Source organism: Streptomyces sp. NPDC052701 (assembly GCF_040678355.1).
Taxonomy (GTDB): Bacteria; Actinomycetota; Actinomycetes; order Streptomycetales; family Streptomycetaceae; genus Streptomyces.
The window spans coordinates 106,932-130,749 of the sequence record NZ_JBFATO010000003.1 but is presented as its reverse complement, the minus strand read 5'-3'; the positions used below and the strand labels follow the sequence as shown (position 1 = coordinate 130,749).

General features: G+C 73.4%; 23 protein-coding genes. 12 read left to right on the top strand and 11 right to left on the bottom strand.

The features are described from left to right. Positions 1-34 precede the first annotated feature (34 nt). Entirely contained in the window at positions 35-1,399 is a 1,365-nt protein-coding gene (locus AB0L29_RS05645; RefSeq protein WP_365823658.1) for an amidohydrolase, read from the top strand. Positions 1,400-1,751: 352 nt separating this feature from the next. Further along, on the top strand, positions 1,752-1,934 hold the full coding sequence (locus AB0L29_RS05640; protein ID WP_365823656.1) for a hypothetical protein: 183 nt from the start codon (positions 1,752-1,754) through the stop codon (positions 1,932-1,934). Positions 1,935-1,942: 8 nt separating this feature from the next. Here the strand turns inward: AB0L29_RS05640 and AB0L29_RS05635 are convergent, their stop codons facing one another. The 3 genes from AB0L29_RS05635 to AB0L29_RS05625 all read right to left on the bottom strand — a co-directional run bounded on the left by AB0L29_RS05635 (position 1,943) and on the right by AB0L29_RS05625 (position 5,486). Further along, the gene (locus tag AB0L29_RS05635; RefSeq protein WP_365824064.1) at positions 1,943-3,823 is read right to left on the bottom strand and encodes an ABC transporter ATP-binding protein; all 1,881 of its coding nucleotides are present in this window, start codon (positions 3,821-3,823) and stop codon (positions 1,943-1,945) included. A gap of 605 nt (positions 3,824-4,428) precedes the next feature. Then, positions 4,429-4,851: a hypothetical protein gene (locus AB0L29_RS05630; RefSeq protein ID WP_365824062.1), complete on the bottom strand. Its 423-nt coding sequence runs from the start codon at positions 4,849-4,851 to the stop codon at positions 4,429-4,431. 5 nt (positions 4,852-4,856) lie between these two features. Next, a complete protein-coding gene (locus tag AB0L29_RS05625; RefSeq protein WP_365823654.1) occupies positions 4,857-5,486 on the bottom strand; it encodes an ATP-binding protein in 630 nt (209 codons plus the stop codon). A 250-nt stretch (positions 5,487-5,736) separates the two neighbouring features. Here AB0L29_RS05625 and AB0L29_RS05620 point away from each other — a divergent pair, with 250 nt between their 5' ends. The 3 genes from AB0L29_RS05620 (at position 5,737) to AB0L29_RS05610 (ending at position 7,809) form a co-directional block, all read left to right on the top strand. After that, positions 5,737-6,597: a helix-turn-helix transcriptional regulator gene (locus tag AB0L29_RS05620; RefSeq protein WP_365823652.1), complete on the top strand. Its 861-nt coding sequence runs from the start codon at positions 5,737-5,739 to the stop codon at positions 6,595-6,597. Then, positions 6,598-6,873, top strand: coding sequence for a DUF397 domain-containing protein (locus tag AB0L29_RS05615; protein ID WP_365823650.1), 276 nt, complete (start codon positions 6,598-6,600; stop codon positions 6,871-6,873). A gap of 132 nt (positions 6,874-7,005) precedes the next feature. Then, a complete protein-coding gene (locus AB0L29_RS05610; protein ID WP_365823648.1) occupies positions 7,006-7,809 on the top strand; it encodes an SAM-dependent methyltransferase in 804 nt (267 codons plus the stop codon). A gap of 208 nt (positions 7,810-8,017) precedes the next feature. Here AB0L29_RS05610 and AB0L29_RS05605 read toward each other — a convergent pair whose 3' ends face one another. Next, positions 8,018-9,484, bottom strand: coding sequence for a PLP-dependent aminotransferase family protein (locus AB0L29_RS05605; protein WP_365823646.1), 1,467 nt, complete (start codon positions 9,482-9,484; stop codon positions 8,018-8,020). Between the two features lie 47 nt (positions 9,485-9,531). Between AB0L29_RS05605 and AB0L29_RS05600 the strand changes: the two genes are divergently transcribed. Then, positions 9,532-10,026, top strand: a complete 495-nt coding sequence (locus AB0L29_RS05600; RefSeq protein WP_365823644.1) for a carboxymuconolactone decarboxylase family protein — start codon at positions 9,532-9,534, stop codon at positions 10,024-10,026. 85 nt (positions 10,027-10,111) lie between these two features. On the opposite strand, the gene AB0L29_RS05595 is transcribed toward AB0L29_RS05600, so the two are convergent. Next, complete coding sequence (locus AB0L29_RS05595; RefSeq protein ID WP_365823642.1) at positions 10,112-11,605, bottom strand: glutamate synthase subunit beta; 1,494 nt, start codon at positions 11,603-11,605, stop codon at positions 10,112-10,114. A gap of 224 nt (positions 11,606-11,829) precedes the next feature. Beyond that, entirely contained in the window at positions 11,830-12,309 is a 480-nt protein-coding gene (locus AB0L29_RS05590; RefSeq protein WP_365823640.1) for an anthrone oxygenase family protein, read from the bottom strand. 227 nt (positions 12,310-12,536) lie between these two features. Between AB0L29_RS05590 and AB0L29_RS05585 the strand changes: the two genes are divergently transcribed. From AB0L29_RS05585 to AB0L29_RS05575, 3 genes are all read left to right on the top strand, one after another. Then, complete coding sequence (locus AB0L29_RS05585; protein ID WP_365823638.1) at positions 12,537-13,178, top strand: uridine kinase; 642 nt, start codon at positions 12,537-12,539, stop codon at positions 13,176-13,178. Between the two features lie 40 nt (positions 13,179-13,218). After that, complete coding sequence (locus AB0L29_RS05580) at positions 13,219-13,782, top strand: PPOX class F420-dependent oxidoreductase (protein ID WP_365823636.1); 564 nt, start codon at positions 13,219-13,221, stop codon at positions 13,780-13,782. A 109-nt stretch (positions 13,783-13,891) separates the two neighbouring features. Continuing rightward, a complete protein-coding gene (locus AB0L29_RS05575; protein WP_365823634.1) occupies positions 13,892-14,320 on the top strand; it encodes a CBS domain-containing protein in 429 nt (142 codons plus the stop codon). A 39-nt stretch (positions 14,321-14,359) separates the two neighbouring features. Here AB0L29_RS05575 and AB0L29_RS05570 read toward each other — a convergent pair whose 3' ends face one another. From AB0L29_RS05570 to AB0L29_RS05560, 3 genes are all read right to left on the bottom strand, one after another. Further along, positions 14,360-15,487 (bottom strand): magnesium and cobalt transport protein CorA, encoded by a 1,128-nt coding sequence (locus AB0L29_RS05570; RefSeq protein ID WP_365823632.1) that lies wholly within the window; start codon positions 15,485-15,487, stop codon positions 14,360-14,362. 764 nt (positions 15,488-16,251) lie between these two features. Beyond that, positions 16,252-17,181, bottom strand: coding sequence for a PfkB family carbohydrate kinase (locus tag AB0L29_RS05565; RefSeq protein ID WP_365824060.1), 930 nt, complete (start codon positions 17,179-17,181; stop codon positions 16,252-16,254). Positions 17,182-17,303: 122 nt separating this feature from the next. Beyond that, positions 17,304-18,212 carry a pseudouridine-5'-phosphate glycosidase gene (locus tag AB0L29_RS05560; RefSeq protein ID WP_365823630.1) on the bottom strand — a complete coding sequence of 303 codons (909 nt, stop codon included), beginning with the start codon at positions 18,210-18,212 and terminating at the stop codon, positions 17,304-17,306. Between the two features lie 99 nt (positions 18,213-18,311). Here AB0L29_RS05560 and AB0L29_RS05555 point away from each other — a divergent pair, with 99 nt between their 5' ends. Next, entirely contained in the window at positions 18,312-18,740 is a 429-nt protein-coding gene (locus tag AB0L29_RS05555) for a VOC family protein (RefSeq protein ID WP_365823628.1), read from the top strand. 38 nt (positions 18,741-18,778) lie between these two features. On the opposite strand, the gene AB0L29_RS05550 is transcribed toward AB0L29_RS05555, so the two are convergent. Together AB0L29_RS05550 and AB0L29_RS05545 are read right to left on the bottom strand one after the other, a co-directional pair. Beyond that, on the bottom strand, positions 18,779-19,333 hold the full coding sequence (locus tag AB0L29_RS05550) for a methylated-DNA--[protein]-cysteine S-methyltransferase (RefSeq protein WP_365823626.1): 555 nt from the start codon (positions 19,331-19,333) through the stop codon (positions 18,779-18,781). Between the two features lie 76 nt (positions 19,334-19,409). After that, positions 19,410-20,282: a glycerophosphodiester phosphodiesterase family protein gene (locus AB0L29_RS05545; protein WP_365823624.1), complete on the bottom strand. Its 873-nt coding sequence runs from the start codon at positions 20,280-20,282 to the stop codon at positions 19,410-19,412. A 285-nt stretch (positions 20,283-20,567) separates the two neighbouring features. On the opposite strand from AB0L29_RS05545, the gene AB0L29_RS05540 reads away from it, so the two are divergent. Beyond that, positions 20,568-21,437, top strand: coding sequence for an MHYT domain-containing protein (locus AB0L29_RS05540; RefSeq protein WP_365823622.1), 870 nt, complete (start codon positions 20,568-20,570; stop codon positions 21,435-21,437). Positions 21,438-21,477: 40 nt separating this feature from the next. Continuing rightward, entirely contained in the window at positions 21,478-23,631 is a 2,154-nt protein-coding gene (gene uvrB / locus AB0L29_RS05535) for an excinuclease ABC subunit UvrB (protein WP_365823620.1), read from the top strand. Positions 23,632-23,818: the final 187 nt, after the last annotated feature.

The following is a 23,818-nucleotide window of genomic DNA, read 5'->3' as shown; positions in this document are numbered from 1 at the left end:
ACGCCGCCCGGCGGCCCGGTCGTACGGTGGCGTGATGACTCCTTCTCCCGCGGACGGTCCCGCCGAGCTCGTCATCACCGGATGCACCGTCCTCGTCCACGACGACCAGGAACGGATCGGGTTCCAGGAGGACGCCGCGATCGTCGTACGGGGCGGGGTCGTGGAGTCGGTGACCACCGCGGACGCCGTCCGTGACACGGCCTGCGCCGAGCGCGTCGACGCCCGGGGCCAGGTCGCCCTGCCCGGGCTCGTCAACTGTCACACCCACGCGCCGATGGTCGCGCTGCGCGGTCTCGCCGAGGACCTGCCCACCGAGGAGTGGTTCAACGACGTCGTCTGGCCCGTCGAGTCCAACCTCACCGCCCGGGACGTCGAGTTGGGGGCGCGGCTGGCCTGCGCCGAGATGATCCGCGGCGGCGTCACCTGCTTCGCCGACCACTACTTCGCCATGGACGCGGTCGCCGCCGTCGTCGCCGAGTGCGGGATGCGGGCGCTGCTGGGCCAGGCCTACTTCTCCTCGCAGGGGCCGCGAGGACGCGAGGAGTCGCTGGAGTTCGCGCTGCGGCACCGGGGCTCCGCGAACGGCCGCATCACCACCGCCCTCGCCCCGCACGCCCCCTACACCGTGGACGACGCCGACCTCGCCGCCACGGCCGGCCTCGCCCGCGAGCACGGCCTGCCCGTGCACCTGCACGCCGCCGAGAACCGCGGCCAGACCGACACCAGCCTCGCCCGGCACGGCCGCACCCCCGTCGAGGTCCTGCACGACACCGGCATCCTCGACACGGACGTCCTCATCGCGCACGGCACGGGCATCGTCGAGCGCGACCTGCCGCTGCTGGAGCGGGCGGGCGGCCGGGTCGCCGTCGCCACCGCGCCCCGCGGCTACCTGAAGTTCGCCTGGCCCACCACCACACCCGTACGGGCGCTGCGCGACATCGGCGTCCCCGTCGGCCTCGCCACCGACGGCGCCGCCTCCAACAACTCCCTCGACGTGTGGGAGTCGATGACGCTCACCTCGCTGATCCAGAAGTACACCGAGGGCGACCCCCGCTGGCTGACCTCCCGTCAGGCCCTGCACCACGCCACCCTCCAGAGCGCCCGGGCGGTGGGGCTCGGGGACCGCATCGGCGGCATCGCGCCGGGGCGCCGCGCCGACATCGTCCTCGTCGACCTCACCGGCCCGCACACCCAGCCCGTCCACGACCTCGCCGCGACCCTGGTCCACAGCGCCCGGTGCGCCGACGTCCGCACCACTGTCGTCGACGGCCGGGTCCTCATGCGCGACCGGGAGCTGCTGACCATCGACGTCCCGGCGGTCGTGGCGGAGCTGGGGGAGCGGCTGCCCGCGCTCGTCGACCGCGGCCACGGCCGGCGCATCCAGGAGTACGACACCTGAGGAACGGGTGCGCGGCGCCGCGTCGGCGGCCGTCTTCCGGGCGCCGGACACGTGGACCCGGCAATTCGGACACCGGCCCGCCGGACCCCACCGCACCGGGCGCCGGGGGAGGGGAGGAACCGAAGGGGCACCTGCCGGCTCCCGGGACGCCTGCGGGAAGTGGGATCATCCGACGGTACGACGAGTGCGACGACCGGCACGGAGAGTGAGAAAAGCGTCCGATGGGCTGAGACGCTTTTCACACTTGAGGGTGAACAGGTGTCAACTGCGTCTCAGTACCGTCACTACACGAGGCGTTCACCCCATGGTTGGCGTTTAACTCTACGAGTACAGCGCTACATGGAGGTGCAGAGTGAACGGGCGAACGGTGCTCGAGCGCTTTCCCGCCGGCGGTCCGCGTGGTTCGTGGCCGGCGGAGGAGTTCGCACAGGCGCGGCGTCTGGAGGGCCAGCCCGCGGAGGTCGTCATGGACCTCGCGACGGACATGTTCCTGGTGATCGTGCGCGGTGACGCCGCCACCGACGCCACCGCCTGACGTGCGGCTCAGCCCGCCTTCGGCTCCGGCACCTTCCCGACCGGGGCGGGCGCCCCGGTGAACTGCTCCGCCTGCAGCTTGTACAACTCCGCATAGAGGCCGCCGGCGGCCAGCAGCTCCTCGGGCGTTCCGGACTCGACCAGCCGGCCCTGGTCCAGGACGTGCACCAGGTCCGCGTGCCGCACGGACGCCAGCCGGTGGGTGATCAGCACGACCGTCTGCCCGCCGTCGGCCAGGGCGCGGATCCGGTCGAACACCTCCAGCTCGGCCCGGGCGTCCAGCGCCGCTGTCGGCTCGTCCACGATCAGGATGCGCCCACGCCGGTAGGCGGCCCGGGCGATCCCCAGCCGCTGCCACTGGCCGCCCGACAGTTCGTGGCCGCCGCTGAAGTTGCGGGCCAGCAGGGTGTCCAGACCGCGCGGCAGGTCCGCGACCACCCTCTCGGCCCCCGCCCCGGCGACCGCCTCGGCCAGGCGTTCCTCGCTCAGCGGCACCGAGGAGCGGCCCACGGCGACGTTCACCCGGGCCGTGAACGGCCACCGCTTGAAGTCCTGCGCCACCATCGCTATGCGCTCGGCGAGCTGGTGCCGGTCCACGGTCGCCGCGTCCACGTCGTCCCACCGGATCCGCCCCTTCTCGGGCGTGTACAGGCCGGCGAGCAGCTTGACCAGGGTGGTCTTGCCGGAGCCGTTCTCGCCGACCAGCGCCACGATCCGGCCCAGGGGGAGGGTGAGCGTGACGTCGTCGAGCGCCGGGCGCGCCGCGTCGCCGGGGTAACGGAACGTGACGTTCTCGAAGCGGATCTCCCGCGGCTCCTCCGGCAGCGGCCGGCCGCCGACCGGGATCGCCCGCTTCGCCGCCTCGACGTACAGCTTCTCCAGGTCGCCGACGAACAGCGCTTCCTCGTGGAGCTGGTTGACCTCGAGCACCAGCGTGTCCAGACTCGCCGAACCGGTGCGGATCGCGATCACCGCCGTGCCGGCGACCGACAGCGCCATCGCCCCGGCCAGCAGCAGCCCGCCGAGCGTCGCGTACGTCGCCGCCGTCGCCAGGCCCGTCCACGCCGCCGCGATCAGGCCCGTACGGGCCGAGAGCCGCGCCAGCCGGGCCTGCTCGGCCTCCGCCGTCTCCGACATCGCACGGAAGTGGCGCAGCAGGAACGGACCCACGCCGTGCACGCGGATCTCCGGCGCGGCCTCGGGCTCCGTGAGCAGGCCGCTGATCAGCTGGCCGGCGCGGGCGTGCTGCACCCAGGTGTGGAAGGAGGCGTACCGGCGCCGGGCGTTGGTCAGGGCGCTCCAGGCACTGGGCAGCGTCATCGTCGCCAGCAGGGGCAGGAGGACCGGGTGCAGCACGGTCAGCACGCCGGCCGCCGCGATCAGGGAGATCGCCGCGTTCACCACGCGCGTGCCGTACACGATCATCCGGCGGGCGGAGGAGGCGCCGTACTGCGCGGTGTCCAGCAGCTTGTGGAAGGCGTGGTCCTCGATCGCGGCCAGCTCCACGGCCGCCGCGCGCTCCAGGTACAGCTCGGTCGCCACCCGCTCCACCTTGGGCTCCAGACGCCCGGTGGCGTACGTGGTCGCCGCCCGCAGCAGCGCCGCGACCAGCGTCACCGCCGCCACGACGACCAGCGCGGGCAGGGCCCCGCGCAGCCGGTCCTCGATCGGCCCGCCGCCCATCAGCCGGCCCAGCGCGCTGTTGACCGCGAGCAGGCTCACCGCCTGGGCGGCGCCCCGGCCGACCTCGGCGGCCAGCACGGCCCGGGCGGCGCGCCGATCGGCCCGGCGGGCGAGCCGGAGGCTGGAGGCCAGCAGGGCGGGCAGCCCGGTGACCATGGCCCGGAAGTTCAGCTCCAGAAAGGCGCCGCGGTGCTGGTTCCAGCCCATGTCGTACCGCAGCGGGCCGCCGAAGAGCAGCCGCTCCGACTCGGACAGCGGGGGATCGCCCGTCTCCCGCTCCTTCCGCCGCCGGTCCCGGAGCCTGCTCTTTTGCTCCCGCCCGCCCGAGTCCTGCGACTGCCCGGCCTTCCCCACCGTCGGCCTCCCCGGTCACCACCTGTGGACGAACGGTCACTCTGGCCGGGCGGGACCGGCCGGGGCAGGGCGCATGTCGGGGGCGGCGGAAGCGCGCGGGCGCGCCACTCGGCGGAGGGCGGCCGCGACGGGCGGGGCGGCGCGTGCCGCCGGAGCGGGAGCGTTGCGCCGGAGCGGGAGCGTTGCGCCGGAGCGAAGGGGCGGAGGGCGCGCAGGGGTGTGGGCGGGCGCGCCGCTGGGCGGATGCCGCCCGCCGGGCGCCCCGCGGGGCGGGTTCGCGACCGGGCTCGTGCCCGGGCTCGTGACGAGGGCGTGCCGGCCGGTGCGCTGTCACGGAGTGCGGTGGACGCGCTTCGCTTGGTGCCGGCGGTGCGCTTCGCGTGGTGCCGGCGCGGGTCGCCGTGGCCAAGTGGGAAGCGCGGCGACGAGGTGCTGACGGCCCCCGGGCGGGGTGATGCCTACGCGCTCACCGGCCGCGACCAGGTCGGAGTCGTCCCGGTCAGGCGGCACAGTGCCAGATAGAGGGGGATCGGCGGTGTGTAGGGGAGGGTGCCGTCCGGCCGGTGGATCAGGCCGGGCAGGTCGGGGGCGTCCGGCACGAGCGCGCCGGTGGCGTAGCGCGCGGGCGCGGGCCACTCCAGGGCGTGGTCGGAGTCGGACGGCACGAGCCACCACCAGTGCGCCCGGTCGGCGTAGACGCATCCCACGCGTGGCAGCCGGGGCATGACCAGCGGACCGAGGCGGGCCGGCACGGCCACCGCGTCGCAGCCCATCGGGGCCGTCATGCCGTCGGGCACGGGCAGCCGCCGGGGAGTGACCGGGGCGGGCTGCCCACGCCGGAGGCGGACCAGGGTGTCCAGGTTCAGCACCCGGCCGGGCATGGCCCTCACACGCCGCCCCTGTCCCGGCCGTGCTCCGGCGGGGACACCTCCGCGTCCTCGTCCTCCGAGCCACCGGACGAGTCCGGCTTGGGGCGGGCGCCCCAGCCCAGGTCGCTGCGGGGTCCGGAGGGGGCGCGCGGGGTGTCGCCCTCGCGCGGCAGCTCGGCCCAGACCAGCAGCCCGGGACCGTGCTCGTGGGCACCCCAGGCGTGGCACAGGGCGTCGACGAGAAGCAGTCCCCTCCCGTGCTCCTCCTCGGGCCGCTGCCGGGTGGCCGCGTGCGGCTGGCCCGGGGCGCAGCCCTCGTCGCGCACGGCTATGCGCACCAGGCCGTCGCCGTCGTGCAGCTCGCACACTATGCGCGTGCTCGCGGTGTGCACGATGGCGTTGGTGACCAGCTCGGTGACCACCAGGGCCGCGGAGTCGCAGGTGTCCTCGCACACCGACCAGCCGGTCAGCCGGGCCCGTGTCAGGCGTCTGGCCTGCGCGGGCGAACCCGGATGCGCGGCCAGCTCGAAACGGAACCGGCGCTCGGCAGTGGCCTCACCAGGGCCGACTTCCGCAGCGGCGCCGAGGCCGAGGGGACCTGCGGCGGCGTCTGTTCCTAAAGGCGCGGACGGAATCACGCCTGCCACTATCGCCCCGCCGTGAACAGCTTGGCAAGTGTCACTCTGAAAAATGCAGAGTGATGTGTGACGATCTGGAGGGCCGTGGCACACTGCTCGCAACAGCACTTCGCGCGGCGCCAGTTGGGATCGCCGGAGATCCAGGTGTCGATCGGTCCTTCCCGGACCGTTCGCATCACCAGGTCTTCGAATAGATCTTCGAATGGCGCCGCCGGGCTGTCCGGAAACTTTTTGGCGCAGTGCTAGGTGGAGGTGGAGCGTGAGCGAACCGCGGTCCGCGCCGACGGTCGGGCAGGTCGTTCTCGGTCGGCGCCTGCTGGACCTGCGGGAGCGCGCCGGGCTCAAGCGGGAGGAGGCGGCCCGGGTCCTGCGCGTCGCCCCCGCCACCATCCGCCGCATGGAGACGGCCGAGGTCGCGCTGAAGATCCCGTACCTCCAGATGCTCCTGCAGGCCTACGGCGTGCCCGCCGAGGAGGCGGACGCGTTCGTGCAGCTGGCCGAGGAGGCCAACAAGCCGGGCTGGTGGCAGCGCTTCCACGACATCCTGCCGGGCTGGTTCTCGATGTACGTCAGCCTGGAGGGCGCGGCCAGCCTCATCCGCTCCTACGAACCTCATTTCGTGCCCGGCCTGCTGCAGACCGAGGAGTACGCGCGCGGGGTGCTGAAGTCGGGCGCCATCGGCCAGACCCGGCCCGACGACATCGAGCGCCATGTCGCCCTGCGCATGCAACGCCAGCAGCTGCTCACCCGCGAGGACGCGCCCCGGCTGTGGGTCGTGATGGACGAGACCGCGTTGCGCCGCCCGGTCGGCGGCCCGGAGGTGATGCGTGCCCAGATCGACAAGTTGCTCGAGGCCACGAAGCTGCCCAACGTCACGCTGCAGGTCGCCCCGTTCGCGAACGGGCCGCACCCCGGCACGTACGGGCCGTTCGTGCTGTTCCGATTCGCCGTGTCCGAACTGCCGGACATGGTCTACAGCGAGTACCTGACCGGCGCCGTCTACCTCGACGCGCGTGCCGAGGTGGCGACCCACCTCGAGGTCATGGACCGCATGGCGGCGCAGGCCGCTACGGCACATCGCACGAAGGAGATCCTGGAGGATCTCCGCAAGGAGCTGTGAATGGATCGCATCAAGCCCCAGCCCAAGCCGCGGGTCCGCACCGAGCGGATCTACAACGGCATGCCCGCCAGGGAACTGGGCAGCGAGGGCTGGCACAAGCCGTGGAGCGGGGGCAACGGGGGCAACTGCCTGGAGGCGATGAAGCTCGCCGACGGCCGCGTCGCCCTGCGGCAGTCCACCGACCCGGACGGGCCGGCGCTGATCTACACCTCCGACGAGATGACCGCCTTCATCGAGGGGGCCAAGGCCGGAGAGGCGGACTTCCTGCTGTCCTGAGACGCGCCGCCCTGCGCCGGGTTCCCGGTGCGCCGAGTTCCCCGGGTGCGTCGAGTTCTCCCAATGCGCTTATCGTGGCACCGAGTTGATCGCTGACAACGTTGACGACCGCAGACCCTTATGGAGTGCGCCATGACCGGGCAGCCCCCCGTCGAGATCGACACGAGCAGGCCGCATCCCGCCCGCATGTACGACTGGTATCTCGGCGGCAAGGACAACTACCCGGTCGACGAGGCCATGGGCCGGCAGATGCTGGCCCTCGACCCGAGGGTGCCGGTGATGGCCCGGGTCAACCGCGCCTTCATGCACCGGGCCACGCGCTGGCTGGCCGGCCAGGGCGTACGCCAGTTCCTCGACGTCGGCACCGGCATCCCGACCGAACCGAACCTCCACCAGGTCGCCCAGGAGGTCGCGCCCGACGCGCGGGTCGTCTACTGCGACAACGACCCCATCGTGCTGGCCCACGCGGCGGCCCTGCTGCGCGGCACGGACCAGGGCGTGACCGAGTACCTGCAGGCCGACGTGCGCGAGCCGGGCGCCATCGTCGAAGGCGCGAAGAAGGTGCTGGACTTCACCCGGCCCGTCGCGCTGTCGCTGATCGCGCTGCTGCACTTCGTCTCCGACGAGGACGGCGCGCACGAGCTGGTCGGCCGGCTGCTGGCCGAGGTGCCCTCCGGCAGCTACCTGGTGATGACCCACGCCACCGCCGACTTCACGCCGGAGGAGTCGGCGGCGGCCACCGAGAAGATGAAGGCGGCCGGGGTCACCCTGGCCCTGCGCTCCCGAGCGGAGTTCGCCCGCTTCTTCGACGGCCTCGACCTCGTCGACCCCGGCGTGGAGGTGCCCCACCGGTGGCACCCCGAGCTCGGGGAGCCGGTGCCCGGCCAGGACGACGGGGTGATCCCGGGGTACGGGGCGGTGGGACGCAAGCCGTAGGGGGCCGCGGCGGTTCGGGGGTGTGCGGCGGGCGGCTTGGCGGGGGCCGGTGGCCCCGGGCCGCGCCGCCCCGTACCGGTGCCGGTCCGGGTGCCGGCCCCGGGGACCGGGGACGCGGGGCGGCCGGGCCGGTGGCCCGGAGGTCCGCCCAGTCGGTGGCCCCGTGGCCGGCCGGGCCGCCGGGCCGGGGGCCCGAGGGCTTGCGGGCTCACGGGCCCGGAGATGCGCAGGCCGCCGGTTCCGCCGGGTGCCCGCCGGACTCCCCACCGGGCGCCAAGGCCTCGCACAGTGCCTCCAGCGCCGCCCCGTAGGCATGTTCGGGAGGCGTCGCGTAGCCGACGACGAGGCCGTCGTGGGCGGGCATGTCCGTGTCCGGATGCCGGAACCCGGCCAGCCCGTCCAGGGCGATGCCCCGCCGGGCGGCGGCCCCGACGGCGGACCGCTCGGTGCCGGGCGGCAGCCGCAGCACCGCGTGCAGCCCGGCCGCCACCCCGGTGACCTCGACGTGCGGCGCGCGCTCGGCGAGCGCCGCGACCAGCCGGTCCCGGCGGTCGCGGTACCGCTGCCGCATGCGCCGCACGTGACGGTCGTACGACCCGGAGACGACGAAGTCGGCGAGGCCGAGCTGGTCCAGGACGCTCGCCCACGCCTCCCGATCGCCCTTGGCCGCGAGCACCCCGTCGACGTACCGCTCCGGCAGCACCATCCAGCCCAGCCGCACCGCCAGCGACAGGCTCTTGCTGACCGAGCCGACGTGGATCACCCGCTCGGGGTCGAGCCCTTGGAGGGCCCCCACCGGCTTGCGGTCGTAGCGGAACTCGCCGTCGTAGTCGTCCTCCAGGACCAGTCCGCCCCGCGCGCGTGCCCAGTCGATCACGGCCGCCCGGCGCGCGGGGTGCAGCGGACCGCCGGTCGGGAACTGGTGCGCGGGCGTCAGCAGTACGGCCCGCTCACGCGTCAGGCGGTCCACGCGCGCGCCGTGTTCGTCGAGGGGGAGCGGTACGGTCCGCACCCCGGCCGCCGCCAGGAGCTCCCGGTGGAACCCCAGCCCGTACGCCTCCACGGCCAGCGGACCACGCAGCACCCCGCCCCCGAACAGCGGCCGCAGGGCGTGCGCGAAGCCGGAGCAGACCACGATCCGGTCCGGCTCGGCCCGCACCCCGCGCGCACGTGCCAGGTACTCGGCGAGCGCCTCCCGCAGCTCGATCCGGCCGGCCGGGTCACCGGGCCCGAACACCTCGCTGGGCGCCTGCTGAAGGGCCCGGCGGTAGGAGGCGGCCCAGGCCGCGCGCGGGAACGCGGAGGCGTCCGGGGCGCCCTGGCGCAGGTCGTGACGTGGTCCGCGCACGCGTCCGGGCCCCCGCGTCGGCACGCGCGCGTGTCCACGCGGGGGCGCGGCCCGCTCGGCCACCCGGGTGCCCGAGCCCTGGCGGGCGGTGAGCCAGCCCTCCGCGACGAGCTCCGCGTACGCGTCGGCCACCGTGTTGCGGGCGACACCGAGATCGGCGGCGAGCGAGCGGTACGGCGGCAGCCGGGTGCCCGCGGGGAGCCGCCCGCTGCGCACGGCCTCGCGCAGCGCCCGGATGAGCGCGGCACGCCGCCCGCCCGGCCCGGACAGCTCCAGATGCAGGTCGGCCCCGATCCGCTCCGCGGAATTGACCCATGATTCCGGCATGGAAATGCACCCTACCGCCGGTCTTTTCCGCCCGTAGGTTGAGGGACATGACGACGCACACGACCCAGACCTCCGCACCCGCAGCCCCGCCCGGGAGGGCGCGCCCCGACTTCGCCCGCTCCGCCCCGAAGGCCTTCCGCGCCCTCGTCGCCTTCGACGCCGCCGCCCGCGAGGGCCTGGACCCGGCCCTGGTGGAGCTGATCCAGATCCGCGCCTCGCACCTCAACCACTGCGCGTACTGCCTCCACATGCACACGAACGACGCCCGCAAGGCCGGCGAGAGCGAGGACCGGCTGCACATGGTCCCCGTGTGGCGCGAAGCCCGCCACTTCTTCACCGGGAAGGAGCAGGCGGCCCTCGCCCTCACGGAAGCGGTGACCCTGGTGGCCGACGGCGGCGTCCCGGACGCCGTCCACGCACAGGCCGCGGCCCACTTCGACGAGCGCGAACTGGCCCAGGTGCTGGCCCTGATCTGCACGATCAACACATGGAACCGGGTGGCGCTGTCGACCGGCAAGCGCGCGGGGACGGACGACCGCTAGCGGGCCGCGGTCGCGGCCGCCGTCGCACGGCCCGCGGCCGGACGAGCCGTCACGTGCTCGCCGGCCGGGCGCACCGTCGTGCTCCTCACACGCTCATCGGCCGGTCGTACGGCCCGATCGGTGCCGGCAGTCGCGAGGGGGCGCCCGTCAGAAAGCGGTCGACGGCCGCCGCCACCGCCCGCCCCTCCGCGATCGCCCACACGATCAGCGACTGCCCCCGGGCGGCGTCCCCCGCGGCGAACACGCCGGGGACGTTCGTGGCGAAGCCGGCGTCCCGCGCGAGCGTCCCGCGCGGCTCCAGTTCCAGCCCCAGTCCGTCGATCAGTCCGTCCGCCCGGTCCGGTCCGCGAAAGCCGAGGGCGAGCAGTACGAGGTCGGCGGGGAGCGAGCGCGCCGTGCCCGGCACCGGGCGGCGCCGCGCGTCCACCTCGGCCAGGTGCAGCGACCGCACACGCCCGTCCGCGTCCCCGGTGAACCGCAGCGTGGACGCCGCGAACAGCCGCGCGTCGGCGTCCGCCGCCGGAGCCGTCCGCAGCTCGCGGGCCTCCTCGTGCGCGGCCGACAGCCGGTAGATCCGCACCGGATACGTCGGCCAGGGCTCGGTGTCCTCATCGCGCTCCGTGCCGGGCCGGGCGTAGATGTCCAGCTGGGTCACGGACGCGGCGCCCTCCCGTACGGCCGTGCCCAGGCAGTCGGCTCCCGTGTCGCCGCCGCCGACGATGACGACGTGCTTCCCGGCGGCGGACAGCGGGGAGACCTCCAGGTCACCCTCGCACACCCGATTGGCCAGGGGCAGGTATTCCATCGCCTGGTGAACGCCCGCCAACTCCCGCCCCGGTACCGCCAGGTCGCGCCACGCGGTGGCGCCCGTGGCGATGACCACGGCGTCGTAGCGGGCCCGCAGCCCGGCGGCGTCCACGTCCCGCCCGACCGTCGTCGACGTACGGAACCTGGTCCCCTCGGCCCGCATCTGCTCCAGTCGCCGCTCCAGACGGTGCTTCTCCATCTTGAACTCGGGGATGCCGTACCGCATCAGCCCGCCGACCCGGTCGTCCTTCTCGTACACGGCGACCGTGTGGCCCGCCCGGGTCAGCTGCTGGGCCGCGGCCAGCCCGGTGGGCCCCGAGCCGATCACCGCGACCGTCCTCCCGGACAGCCGGTCCGGCGGGCTCGGTGGCGCGAAGCCCTCCTCCCAGGCCCGGTCGGCGATGGCGCACTCGACGTTCTTGATGGTCACGGCCGGCTGGTTGATGGCCAGCACGCAGCCCGCCTCGCAGGGCGCGGGGCACAACCGGCCGGTGAACTCCGGAAAGTTGTTGGTCGCGTGCAACCGGTCCGCCGCCGCCCGCCAGTCCTCCCTCGACACCAGGTCGTTCCACTCGGGGATGAGGTTGCCCAGCGGGCAGGCCTCGTGGCAGAAGGGGATGCCGCAGTCCATGCAGCGGCCGGCCTGCCCGCCGATGACGGGCAGCAGCGCTCCGGGGACGCAGACCTCGTTCCAGTCCCGCACCCGCTCCCCGACGGGCCTGCGCGGCCAGTCCTGGCGAGGCGTGGTCATGAATCCCTTGGGATCGGCCATGGCCGGCTTCCTTGCGTACGCGGGTGGCGGGCCGTGCGCCGTCGGGCGGCACTCCTGCGGCCACGATACGTGCCGCCGGCCGGTCGTGCGCAGTGCCGGACAGGACCTTTCCACGGCTCGGGGCAGAGCTTGCAGCCGACAGCCGACAGCCGACAGCCGACAGCCGACAGCCGACAGCCGACAGCCGACAACCGGCAGACGGCAGCCGCCGTCGGCGCCTGCCGTCAGGCGAGCGCCAGGACGTACGCGACCGCCGCCCCGGCCGAGGCGACCGTCCGCACGTGGTTCCACCGCGTCCACCCACGCACGTACGCCGGCCAGTACGCGGCCGCCTCCGGAGTGTCCGGGTCCAGTCCGGCCAGCGCGTCGTTGCGCGGCACGTTGGCGGCCAGGGTGACCCCGAACGTGCCGGCCAGGTACAGCGCGCTGCCCACCAGCAGTTCCACCGCCCCCTCGTCCGGCCACAGCACGAACGTCACCACCGCGATCACCGCGCACAGCACCGCCGAGCCGAGGAAGACGACCAGGAAGGCCGGTCCGACCGCGGCCACGTTGATCGCCCGCATCGCGGCCACCCCCTGCGCCGGCGGCAGCGCGGCGAGCGCCCGCATCACGAAGGCCGAGAACCCGTAGAAGACTCCGGCCACCAGCCCGGTCCCGAGCACCCCCAGCACCGTCAGAACGAAGTAGGGTCCGTCGATCATCCCACCGTCAACTCCCGTCCCCATCGAGCCGGAACCCCTCCCGGCATCCGTCCGCCACCACAAGTGAAGATCCGTACGAGTCCAGCGGCCACGGCCGAGCGGCGCACCCGCGTACGCGAACGTCCAGGACCGCACACACCACGGGCTCCACACCAGGCGCGAGCCGGCGCGGGCCCCGCCCCGGGCGCGGGCGGCGTGCCGCCGCCGGCCTGACGCATCATGGCCGTGTGCGACTCGAAGCGATCACCTGGGACCGGCTCGGCGACCTGCTCGCCGAGCGCCTGCTCGACCTGGAACCGGCCGACGGCGGCTCCTGGCCGCGCATCGCCTTCGACGGCGCCCCGGCCGCCCGTCCGGGAGACCTCGCCGAGCGTGTCGGCGAGGCGCTGCGCACACGCGGCCGCCCCTCCCTCGTCGTGGGCACGCAGGGCTTCCTGCGCCCCGCCTCGGTGCGCCTGGAGTACGGCCGCCGGGACGTGGAGTCCTACTACAACGGCTGGTACGACACCGGCGCGCTGTGGCGCGAGGTGTTCGACCCCCTCCAGCCCGGCGGCGACGGACGCGTCCTGCCCGACCTCTGGGACCCGGCCACCGACCGCGCCACCCGCAGCCCTTATGTACCACTGCCGCCCGGCGGCGCGCTGTTGATGCACGGCCCCTTCCTCCTTCGCCACTGGTTCCCCTTCGACCTGAGCGTCCACGTCCTCCTCTCGCCGGGCGCCCTGCGCCGCCGCACTCCCGAGGCCGAGCACTGGACCCTCCCCGCCTTCGAGCGCTACGCGCACGAGACCGACCCGGCCGGCACGGCCGACGTCCTGGTCCGGGCCGACGACCCCCGCCACCCGGCATGGAACGGGAGGACCGCGTGAACCCCTTTTGTATGCGCGTGCATATAAGTAGTCTGTGTCCATGACGACCCCCTCCGGCGCCCCGGCTCCCGCCTCCGGCCCTGCCGCCGCCTCCCCGTCCTCCCCGGCCTCCCAATCCTCCCCGTCCTCCTCGGAGTTCGCCTCCCCCGCCGTCTCCTCGTCCTCCGCCCACGGCTCGGCCCTCGCCGACGAGTCCGTCCCGGCCCGGGGCCCCGTCTCCTTCGGTGACTCCGTCCGCGCCCTCCTCGACGGCAGGAACTTCGCCGCCGTCGCGACCCTCGGCCCCGACGGCGCCCCGCACAACTCGGTGGTGTGGATCAAGCGCGAGGGCGACACCGTGCTCTTCTCCTCCACCGACGGCCGCCAGAAGGTGCGCAACCTCCGCCGCGACCCCCGCGTCAGCGTGTCGGTCTTCGACCTCGCCAACCCCTACACCTCGGTCGAGATCCGCGGCACCGCCGAGATCCTCCCGGACGAGGGCAAGCGCCTGCCGTACGAGCTCTCGCACAAGTACCTCGGTGTCGACCCGCCCGCGGAGAAGGAGGACGAGGTCCGTGTGATCGTCCGCGTCGTGCCGCGGAAGGTCGTGGAGTTCTCGGCCTGAGCGCCCCGGGCTCCGGGTGCGTGCGCCGGGCGGCGCGGCGAGAATGAGGGGCGCCGGGACTCGCGGTGCGACCCGCGCCGCGCCGGCCGACCGGCACCGGAGGTCCTTCATGACCACCGCCCGAGACATCATGCACCGCGGTGCCCAGTGGATCCCCGCCCACGAAACCCTCCACCGCGCGGCCCAGTTGATGCGCGAGCTGGGCGTCGGCGCCCTGCCCGTCAGCGACGCGGACGAACGGCTCTGCGGCATCCTCACCGACCGCGACATCGTCGTCGGCTGCGTCGCCCTGGGCCACGACCCGGCCAGGGTCACCGCCGGTGACATGGCCCAGGGCACCCCCCGCTGGATCGACGCGGACGCCGATGTCGGCCAGGTGCTCCACGAGATGCAGGAGCACCGGATCCGCCGGCTCCCCGTCATCGAGGACAAGCGCCTGGTCGGCATGATCAGCGAGTCCGACCTGGCCCGGCACCTGAGCGCGGACCAGATCGCCGCCTGGGCGGGGAGCGTCTACGCCAGGACCTCGGCCCCCTGACCGCCTGGCCGGCCCTCCCCGGAAGGGCGGTGCGGCGGGTCAGAGCCAGCCGTTGCGCCGGAAGCCCCGGTACAGCGTCAGGCAGGCGAGGGATATCACTCCGATGACCATGCCGTAGCCGTACCGCCAGTGCAGCTCCGGCATGTGGTCGAAGTTCATGCCGTACAGCCCGCAGACCATCGTCGGCACGGCGACGATCGCGGCCCAGGCGGTGATCTTCCGCATGTCCTCGTTCTGCGCGACCGTGACCTGCGCGAGGTGCGCCTGCAGGATGGAGTTGAGCAGTTCGTCGAAGGCGCCGATCTGCTCCTTGGCCCGCAGCAGGTGGTCCGAGACGTCGCGGAAGTAGGCCTGTATCTCGGGAGCGACCACCCGCGCCGGCCGGGTGGCGAGTTCCTCGAGCGGCCGCCCGAGGGGCACCACGGCCCGCTTCAGTTCCAGCAGTTCACGCTTGAGCTGGTAGATGCGCCCCGGGTCGGTCCGCGCGCCGTTCTCCGCGAACACGTCCGTCTCGACCTGGTCGATGTCGGCGTGCACCGCGTCGGTGACGTTCAGGTACTCGTCGACGACGTGGTCCGCGATCGCGTGCAGCACCGCGGCCGGTCCCTTGGCGAGCTGCTCGGGATCGGACTCCAGCTCCTCGCGCAGCGGACCCAGCGACCCGTGCCGTCCGTGCCGCACCGTGATGACGAAGTCCTCGCCGACGAACACCATGATCTCGCCGGTGTTCACCACCTCGCTGGTGGCCGTGAGTTCGTCGTGCTCGACGTAGCAGACCGTCTTGAACACCGCGAAGAGCGTCTCGCCGTACCGCTCCAGCTTGGGGCGCTGGTGGGCCTCGATCGCGTCCTCGACCGCCAGCGGGTGCAGGTCGAAGAGCCCGGCGACACCCGCGAACTCCTCGTCGGTCGGCTCGTGCAGACCGAGCCAGACGAAACCCTCACCGCTCCTGCGCACCCGTTTGACGGCATCGACCAGATCACCGCGCGCCGTGGTCCGCACACCGTCCCGGTACGTCACGCAGTTCACCACCGAGGAGCCCAGCGGGGACCGGGCAGGGTGACTCAGGTCGACGCGCGGGCGTCGCCGGGCCAGCCGCGCCACCTTGCGCAGGCCGCCGACCCCGCCGAGGCCCGTGACCTTCCGCAGATTCCCCGCCATGGACATATGGATCTCCTCGCCTGGGTCCCCCGCACCGTGCTGCTGCGCCCTGGCACGCCAGTCTGCCAGTCCTGCGTCAGCGGCGGGAAAGCCTGTGGGTACGGGTGATTCCGCTTTGTTCCCGGCTGTGGACGAACGGTGTCCGCCCCCTCTCGCGGCGCAAAACCCGGGCGGGTGCCGCTCGGGACCCGAGCGGCGGTGCCGGCCGCCGGAGGCTTCGACGTACGCCGCCGCCGTACGGTTCGCCGGACCGGAGGCCGACCGCTCCGGGCGAGTCGGGCAGCCGGGACGAGCGCGGCAGGGTGCGCGTCGGCGGGTGCCTCCCCGACGGCCGGCGGGGCGAGACGGGGAGCGTTGCAACGCCTCCGGCGCCCTCTTCCGCCGCACGGTGTCCGCACGCCGCTCGCCGCTCGCCGCTCGCCGCTCGCCACACGCCGCACGCCGGCCGCGGGGCGCCGACCCGGCCCGCGGCCGTGGGGTTCCGCGCCCGCCGCGGGAGGCCGGACTCGGCCGCGTCCACGCCGACGCCTGCTTCCCGGACGCCCACCCGCCTGCGCCGCCCCGGAGCCCTCACGACCCGTCAGGTCCGCGGCCGGCGCGTCAGCGCGGGACTCGCCACCGGCCAGGACACCGGCCGGCGCCTCGAGAACGTCGCCTCCGGCACCCTGGACCTGGCGACGGCGCCCCTGACCTCCGCCCGGGGACGCGGACGCCCCCGGCGCGGGAGCACAAGGCGTGAGCTGCGGGCACGTCCCGGCCGCGGTCGTCGTTCAGCCGGACGCGGGAGGTCTGCCGCCCACCTGTTCCACGGCCAGGGCACCCGCCCTGCACCCTTGCGCCGCCGCCTCCTCGGGACCGGCCCCCGCCAGCAGTGCGGCGAGGAACGCGCCGGTGAACGCGTCGCCGGCACCCGTGGTGTCCCGGGGCGCCGCCGGTACGGCGGGGACTCGGGCGCACACGACACCGGACCGCGCCACCAGGGCCCCCTGAGCGCCCTGCTTGACGACCACCAGCGGAACGTGCCGGCTCAGCTCGGCCGCCGCGTCCGCCGCGTCGGACACCCCTGTCAGCAGGCGTGCCTCGTCGCGGCTGGGCAGCAGGACGTCCACGCCCTCGACGAGCCTCAGGAAACGGCCGACGCCCAGCTCCACCAGGAAACCGGCCGACGCCGGATCCAGGCTCACCGGCACGCCCCGCGCGCGTGCCGCCCGCACGGCCACCGCCGCCAGGGCCCGGCTCGGTGCGGAGAACAGGAGATAGCCCGACAGGTGGAGCCGGGCGACCCCGTCGAGCAGGGCGTCCGACCAGTCGCCGGGCTCCAGCCGCAGCGACGCGCCGCTGTCGGTGAGGAAGGTCCGCTCCGCGGCGGCGTCCGCGTCGACGAGGCAGATCACCGTGCCGGTCGGCGCCCGCTCGTCGACGACGAGGCGGGGACGCACTCCGCAGGCGGCCAGCTCACGCTCGTGCCAGGCCGCCGCGTCCGCGCCCACCCGCCCGAGCAACCGCACCTCGCAGCTGCCCCGGTACGCGGCCCAGCAGGCCACGTTGGCACCGGCCCCGCCCGGCAGTGTCCTGATGACGGCGGCCGTGTCCGTGCCGGCGGCGAGCGGCCCCCGATGCCGGGCGACGACGTCCGTGACCACGTCACCGACGACCAGCAGCGCGCCACGCCGCGCCGAACCCGGGCTCGGTTCCCTCACCGTGGTGCTGGTGCTGGTGCTGGTGCTGGTGCTGGTGCTGGTGCTGGTGTTGGTGCTGGTGCCCTGTCCGGTGCCGCTGCCCGGTCCGGTCCCGGGCCCGGCCGGGCCGGACCCGCCGCCGTTCACTTCCCGGCCCAGGCCGCCGCGATCCGCGCCGCCAGGCGTACGTTGCCGCGGACCGCCGCCAGGTTGGCGTTCAGGGACGCGCCGTCGGTGTGCCGTACCAGATGGTCGAGCAGGAACGGCGTGACCGCCTGGCCGGTGACGCCCTCCGCCTCGCACGCCCGCAGCGCGTCGGCGAGCACGCGCGCGTGCAGCCCGGGATCCAGCTGTTCCCCCTCGGGGACGGGGTTGGCGACGATCAGCGCCGATTCGGGCCCGCCGAGGGCGTCCTGCGCCCGCATGACGTCCGCCACCTGCCGCGGCGTGTCCAGCGTCCAGTCCACCGGGTGCCCCGAGTCGGACAGGTAGAAGCCGGGGAAGCGGTCCGTGCCGTACCCGGCCACCGCGACCCCCAGCGTCTCCAGCCGCTGCAGCGTCGCCGGCACGTCCAGGATCGACTTCACGCCCGCGCACACCACCGTGATCCGCGTGCGCGCCAGCAGACCGAGGTCGGCCGACTCGTCCTGCGTCACCGTCCACTGCCGGTGCACCCCGCCGAGCCCGCCGGTCGCGAACACCCGGACGCCCGCCAGCGCCGCCAGCAGGGCGGTCGCCGACACCGTGGTCGCCCCGCTCGCCCCGCAGGCCAGCGCGAGCGGCAGGTCGCGGTGGCCCAGCTTGCGGATCCCCTCCTCGTTCGCGACCCGCTCCAGCTGCTCCTCGCCCAGGCCGACGCACGGCCGCCCGTCCAGCACGGCGATCGTCGCGGGCACGGCGCCCTCCTGCCGCACAGCCGCCTCCAACTCGAGCGCCACCTGCAGGTTGCGCGGTCGCGGCAGCCCGTGCGCGATGATCGTGGACTCCAGGGCCACCACCGGCCGACGCGCGTCGATCGCGTCCCGCACCTCTTCCGACACCACCAGCACCATGCGCCCGCCTCCCGTCCGTCGGTCCTCCCTCATCCCTGGCGGGCCGCACCCCGGGTCAAACCCTTGCGGGCCGTCGCGGACCTCACGAGCCTGGATCACATGACGGACCACACACCACGCCTGGACCACGTCGTCCTCTGGGTGCGCGACCCGATCGCCTCCGCCGGCTTCTACGACGAGGCGGTGGGCCTGGAGCCGGTCAGGCTCACCGACTACGCCGTGGGAGAGGCGCCCTTCCCCTCGGTGCGCGTCAACGACGAGACCATCCTCGACCTCATGCCGCTGGCCATGGCGGACCGCATGACCATGCTTCCCGGCACCGCCGACAGCTCCGGGCACCCCGTCAACCACGTCTGCCTGTCCCTGCCGGCCGGCGGCTTCGACGCACTGCTCAGCCGGCTCCGGGAACGCTCCGTACCGGTGTCGGACCTCTCCCACGACTCCTTCGGGGCCCGCGGCACGGCCAGGCGCAGCTTCTACTTCCGCGACCCGGACGGCAACGTCCTCGAGGCACGGCACTACGACTGAGCGGACACGCACGGGGCGGTGCCGCCCGGTCCGGACGCTCAGAACAGCGGCTCGGGCAGCACTCCCTCCAGGGCGAGCAGCTTGCGCTTGGCCTCCAGACCGCCGCCGAACCCGCCGATGCCGCCACCGCTCTCGACGACCCGGTGGCAGGGCACCACCACGGGCAGCGGATTGGAGCCCATCGCCGTGCCCACGGCCTGGGCCGCCCCCGGCCGGCCGACGCGCCCGGCCAGGTCGCCGTAGCCGACGACCGTGCCGTACGGGACGCCGGACGCCAGTTCGCGCAGGATCTGCCGGTTGAAGCCGGAGATCAGCGACCAGTCCAGCGGCAGGTCGAAGGCGCGCCGCTCACCGGCGAAATACGCCTCGACCTGGCTTATCGCCTCGGTCAGCAGCGGGGACGCGGGCGCCTCGACGGGCTCGGCGCCCAGCCGGGACGCGAGCCGGCCGAGCGCCCGGTCGCGCACCGGGTCCGTGGCGTGGAACACGACGTTGACCAGGCCCTCGCGGGTCGCGGCCAGCAGCAGCGGACCGATGCCGGTGCCGACGACGGCCCACACCACCCGCTGCTCGTACTGCCCATGGCTGTCCATGCCCCCACCGTACGGCCCGCCACCGACAACGCCCCGGGCGCGGGAACGGGACCCGCGCCCGGGGCCGGAGGACCCGTCAGCCGCGCACCGCCTCCCGCACCACGTCCGGCTTGTTGCTGATGATCCCGTCGACGCCGTACCCGGCGACCCGCTGGGCGGTGGCCGCGTCGTCGACGGTCCAGGTGAGGACCTCCAGCGCCCTGCCGTGCGGCCCCGTGAACGCGTGGACGGCGGAGACATAGCCCGGGGACAGCGAGCCGTGCGAGGGGTTGATCTGGTCGGCGAAGGCCGCGTACACGGGCAGGTCCGTCACGCTCGGCGTACCGAGGAAACCCGTCTTGACGCCGGGCTTCAGCTCGTGGACGGTCCGGACGCAGTCCGCGCTGAAGCTCTGCACGACCAGCCGGCCGGCCAGGTGCCGCCGGTCGAGCCAGCCCTCGTTGCTGAGGAGCTTGAGCGTCTGCCGCTCGATGCCGGGATACAGCTGCGGGTTCTTGATCTCCAGGAGGAGCTTCTGGTGATGGCGCTCGACGCGCTTCACGAACTGCTTCAGCGTCGGCACGCGCGCGCCCGCGTAGGCCGGGCCGAACCAGCTGCCCGCGTCGAGGCGGGCGATCTCCGCGGCGGTGAAGTCCTTCACCTTCCAGGGCGCCCGGTCGGGAAAGACCTCCTCGACGTTCGTGGTGCGCCGGAGGCTGTCGTCGTGCAGGACGACGAGCTCGCCGTCCCTGGTGCGCTGGACGTCGTTCTCCACCCACCGGATGCCCAGTTCGGCCGCCTTGTCGACGGCGGCCAGGGTGTTCTCGGGCGCGTACGCGGAGGCGCCCCGGTGGGCGATGGCCGAGGGCCGCGCGCCGTAGCCGACGGCCCCGACGGGGGAGGCGGGGGACAACAGGGCGGCGACCCCCAGGAGTGCGGTGGTCGAGGCGGCGACAGCGCGCGTGTGCATGCGTACTCCTCGAGTCGAGCGATCTGAACGGTCACGGACTGCTCAACTCTGACAGCAAAGGGTCAACGGAAGAGGGGTACGGGATGACCACGGACTGAATGAAACCGCCCAACTACGGTCACTCGTGCCGCACCACCGGGGCAGGTCCGGGTTTCTTCGCCGGAAAGTCGTTCGACCATTCCGGTGGGGGTCATACTCTCTGCGTCGACCCTGGCCGCGCCTGCGGTCCTGCGAGGGGGCGCACATCAGGATTCCGGGACGCAAAGGCGGGAAGGACAGCCGCGCATGCAGGGTACGGTCGACGGATTCAGCTACGGCCTGATCACACCGCTGGTGGCCTATCTGATGGCCTGCCTCGGCGGTGCCCTCGGCCTGCGGTGCACCACCAGATCCATGCTCGTCGCCCAGTCCTGGCGCCCCGGCTGGCTCGCCCTCGGCTCGGCGGCCATCGGGTCGGGCATATGGACCATGCACTTCATCGCGATGACCGGCTTCACCGTCGAGGAGACGCCGATCCGCTACGACAAGGCCATGACGTTCGCGAGCCTGGCCGTCGCCGTCGTCATGGTGGGCATCGGGATCTTCATCGTCGGCTACAAGGGCGCGCGCGGCACGGCCCTGTTCACCGGGGGCACCATCACCGGCCTGGGGATCGCCTCCATGCACTACCTCGGCATGGCGAGCATGCGCCTGGACGGAGTGCTGGAGTACCACACGCTCACCGTCGCCGCGTCCGTCGTCATCGCCGTGTGCGCCGCCACCGCCGCGCTGTGGGCGGCCGGCCAGGTCAGGGGGCTCCTGTGGAGCGTGGGCGCCAGTCTGGTCATGGGGCTCGCCGTCAGCGGCATGCACTACACCGGCATGGCCGCGCTCAGGGTCCACCTCCACGGCACCACCGCCCCCGCCTCGGGCGACTCGCCCGCGGCCCTGCTCGCCCCCATGCTGATCGGCCCGCTCGCCTTCCTGCTGCTCGCCGGAGTCGTCGTGATGTTCGACCCGCTGATGGTCATGGGCAGGCCCACCGTGGTGCCCGTCGAGCAGAAGCCGGGCATCCCCGCCCACCCGGCCGTCCACCGCGACTCCGCGCACCGCCTGCAGTTCCGCCCCCGCCGCACCGTGGAGCACCGGGCCCCCCGCACCCCGCAGAACCGCTGACCCCGGCCGGTTGTCAGTGCGGGGCCGTACGGTGGATGGCATGCGGCCCGTTTCCCACATCGAACGCACGGTGGCGCCCTTCGAGGTCGTCAGCCCCTACCAGCCGAGCGGCGACCAGCCGGCGGCCATCGCCGAGCTCGCCCGGCGCATCAAGGCAGGTGAGAAGGACGTCGTCCTGCTGGGCGCGACCGGCACCGGAAAGTCGGCCACCACCGCGTGGATGATCGAGCAGCTCCAGCGCCCCACCCTGGTGATGGCGCCGAACAAGACGCTGGCCGCGCAGCTGGCCAACGAGTTCCGCGAGCTGCTGCCGAACAACGCGGTCGAGTACTTCGTCTCCTACTACGACTACTACCAGCCCGAGGCGTACGTCCCGCAGTCGGACACCTACATCGAGAAGGACTCCTCGATCAATGAGGAGGTCGAGCGCCTGCGGCACTCCGCGACCAACTCGCTGCTGACCCGCCGCGACGTCGTCGTGGTCGCCTCGGTTTCCTGCATCTACGGCCTGGGCACGCCGCAGGAGTACGTGGACCGCATGGTCACGCTCCGCGTCGGCGACGAGATCGACCGGGACGAGCTGCTGCGCCGCTTCGTGGACATCCAGTACACGCGCAACGACATGGCGTTCACCCGCGGCACGTTCCGCGTCCGCGGCGACACCATCGAGATCTTCCCGGTCTACGAGGAGCTCGCCGTCCGCATCGAGATGTTCGGCGACGAGATCGAGGCGCTGTCCACCCTGCACCCGCTCACCGGCGAGATCCTCAGCGACGACCGGCAGCTGTACGTCTTCCCGGCCTCCCACTACGTCGCCGGCCCCGAGCGCATGGAGCGGGCGGTCAACGGCATCGAGAAGGAGCTCCAGGAGCGCCTGGCCGAGCTGGAGAGGCAGGGCAAGCTGCTGGAGGCCCAGCGCCTGCGGATGCGCACGACGTACGACATCGAGATGCTCCGCCAGATCGGTACCTGCTCCGGCGTGGAGAACTACTCGATGCACTTCGACGCCCGCGAGCCCGGCTCCCCGCCGAACACCCTGCTCGACTACTTCCCGGACGACTTCCTGCTCGTCATCGACGAGTCGCACGTCACCGTGCCGCAGATCGGCGCGATGTACGAGGGCGACGCATCCCGCAAGCGCACCCTCGTCGACCACGGCTTCCGCCTGCCCTCCGCCCTCGACAACCGCCCCCTGAAGTGGGAGGAGTTCCAGGAGCGGATCGGCCAGACCGTCTACCTGTCGGCGACCCCGGGCCAGTACGAGCTCTCCCGTTCGGACGGCGTCGTCGAGCAGATCATCCGCCCCACCGGCCTGGTCGATCCGGAGGTCGTCGTCAAGCCCACCGAGGGCCAGATCGACGACCTGGTGCACGAGATCCAAAAGCGTGTCGAGAAGGACGAACGCGTCCTGGTCACCACGCTCACCAAGAAGATGGCCGAGGACCTCACCGACTACTTCCTGGAACTCGGCATCCAGGTGCGCTACCTGCACAGCGACGTCGACACCCTGCGCCGCGTCGAGCTGCTGCGCGAGCTGCGCTCCGGCGAGTTCGACGTCCTGGTCGGCATCAACCTGCTGAGGGAGGGCCTCGACCTGCCCGAGGTGTCCCTGGTGGCGATCCTCGACGCCGACAAGGAGGGCTTCCTGCGTTCGGGCACCTCCCTGATCCAGACCATCGGCCGCGCCGCGCGCAACGTCTCCGGCCAGGTCCACATGTACGCCGACAAGATCACCCCGGCGATGGAGAAGGCCATCGAGGAGACCAACCGCCGCCGGGAGAAGCAGATCGCGTACAACAGGGAACGGGGCATCGACCCGCAGCCGCTCCGCAAGAAGATCAACGACATCGTCGCGCAGATCGCGCGCGAGGACATCGACACCGAGCAGCTGCTCGGCTCGGGCTACCGCAAGGCGCGCAAGGACGGCGGCGGGACCAAGGCCCCCGTGCCCTCCCTCGGCGGCAAGACGGCCAAGGGCGCCAAGTCCGCCAAGGCCGCCAAGGCCGCCAAGGGCAAGGAGACCGCGCCGACCGACCGCCCCGCGGCCGAGCTCGCCGGGCAGATCGAGGAGCTGACCGCCCGTATGCGGGCCGCCGCCGCGGACCTGCAGTTCGAGATCGCGGCCCGGCTGCGCGACGAGGTCGCCGAGATGAAGAAGGAACTCCGTCAGATGCAGGAGGCGGGCCTGTCCTGACGGCCCGCGCGGGCGCCGGTCCACCACCGGAGCGGCGCCCTCCGGCACCGTCCGGCCACCGTTTCCGCATGCGCTGTGTTGCAAGACCGACACAAAGTGCGGACCGGGGTACGGCATTGTCAGTGCCCCTGCGTAGGGTTCTGGTCAACCGCGGTGTGCGCGGCAACAGGGGACGTTCGAGAGGGGT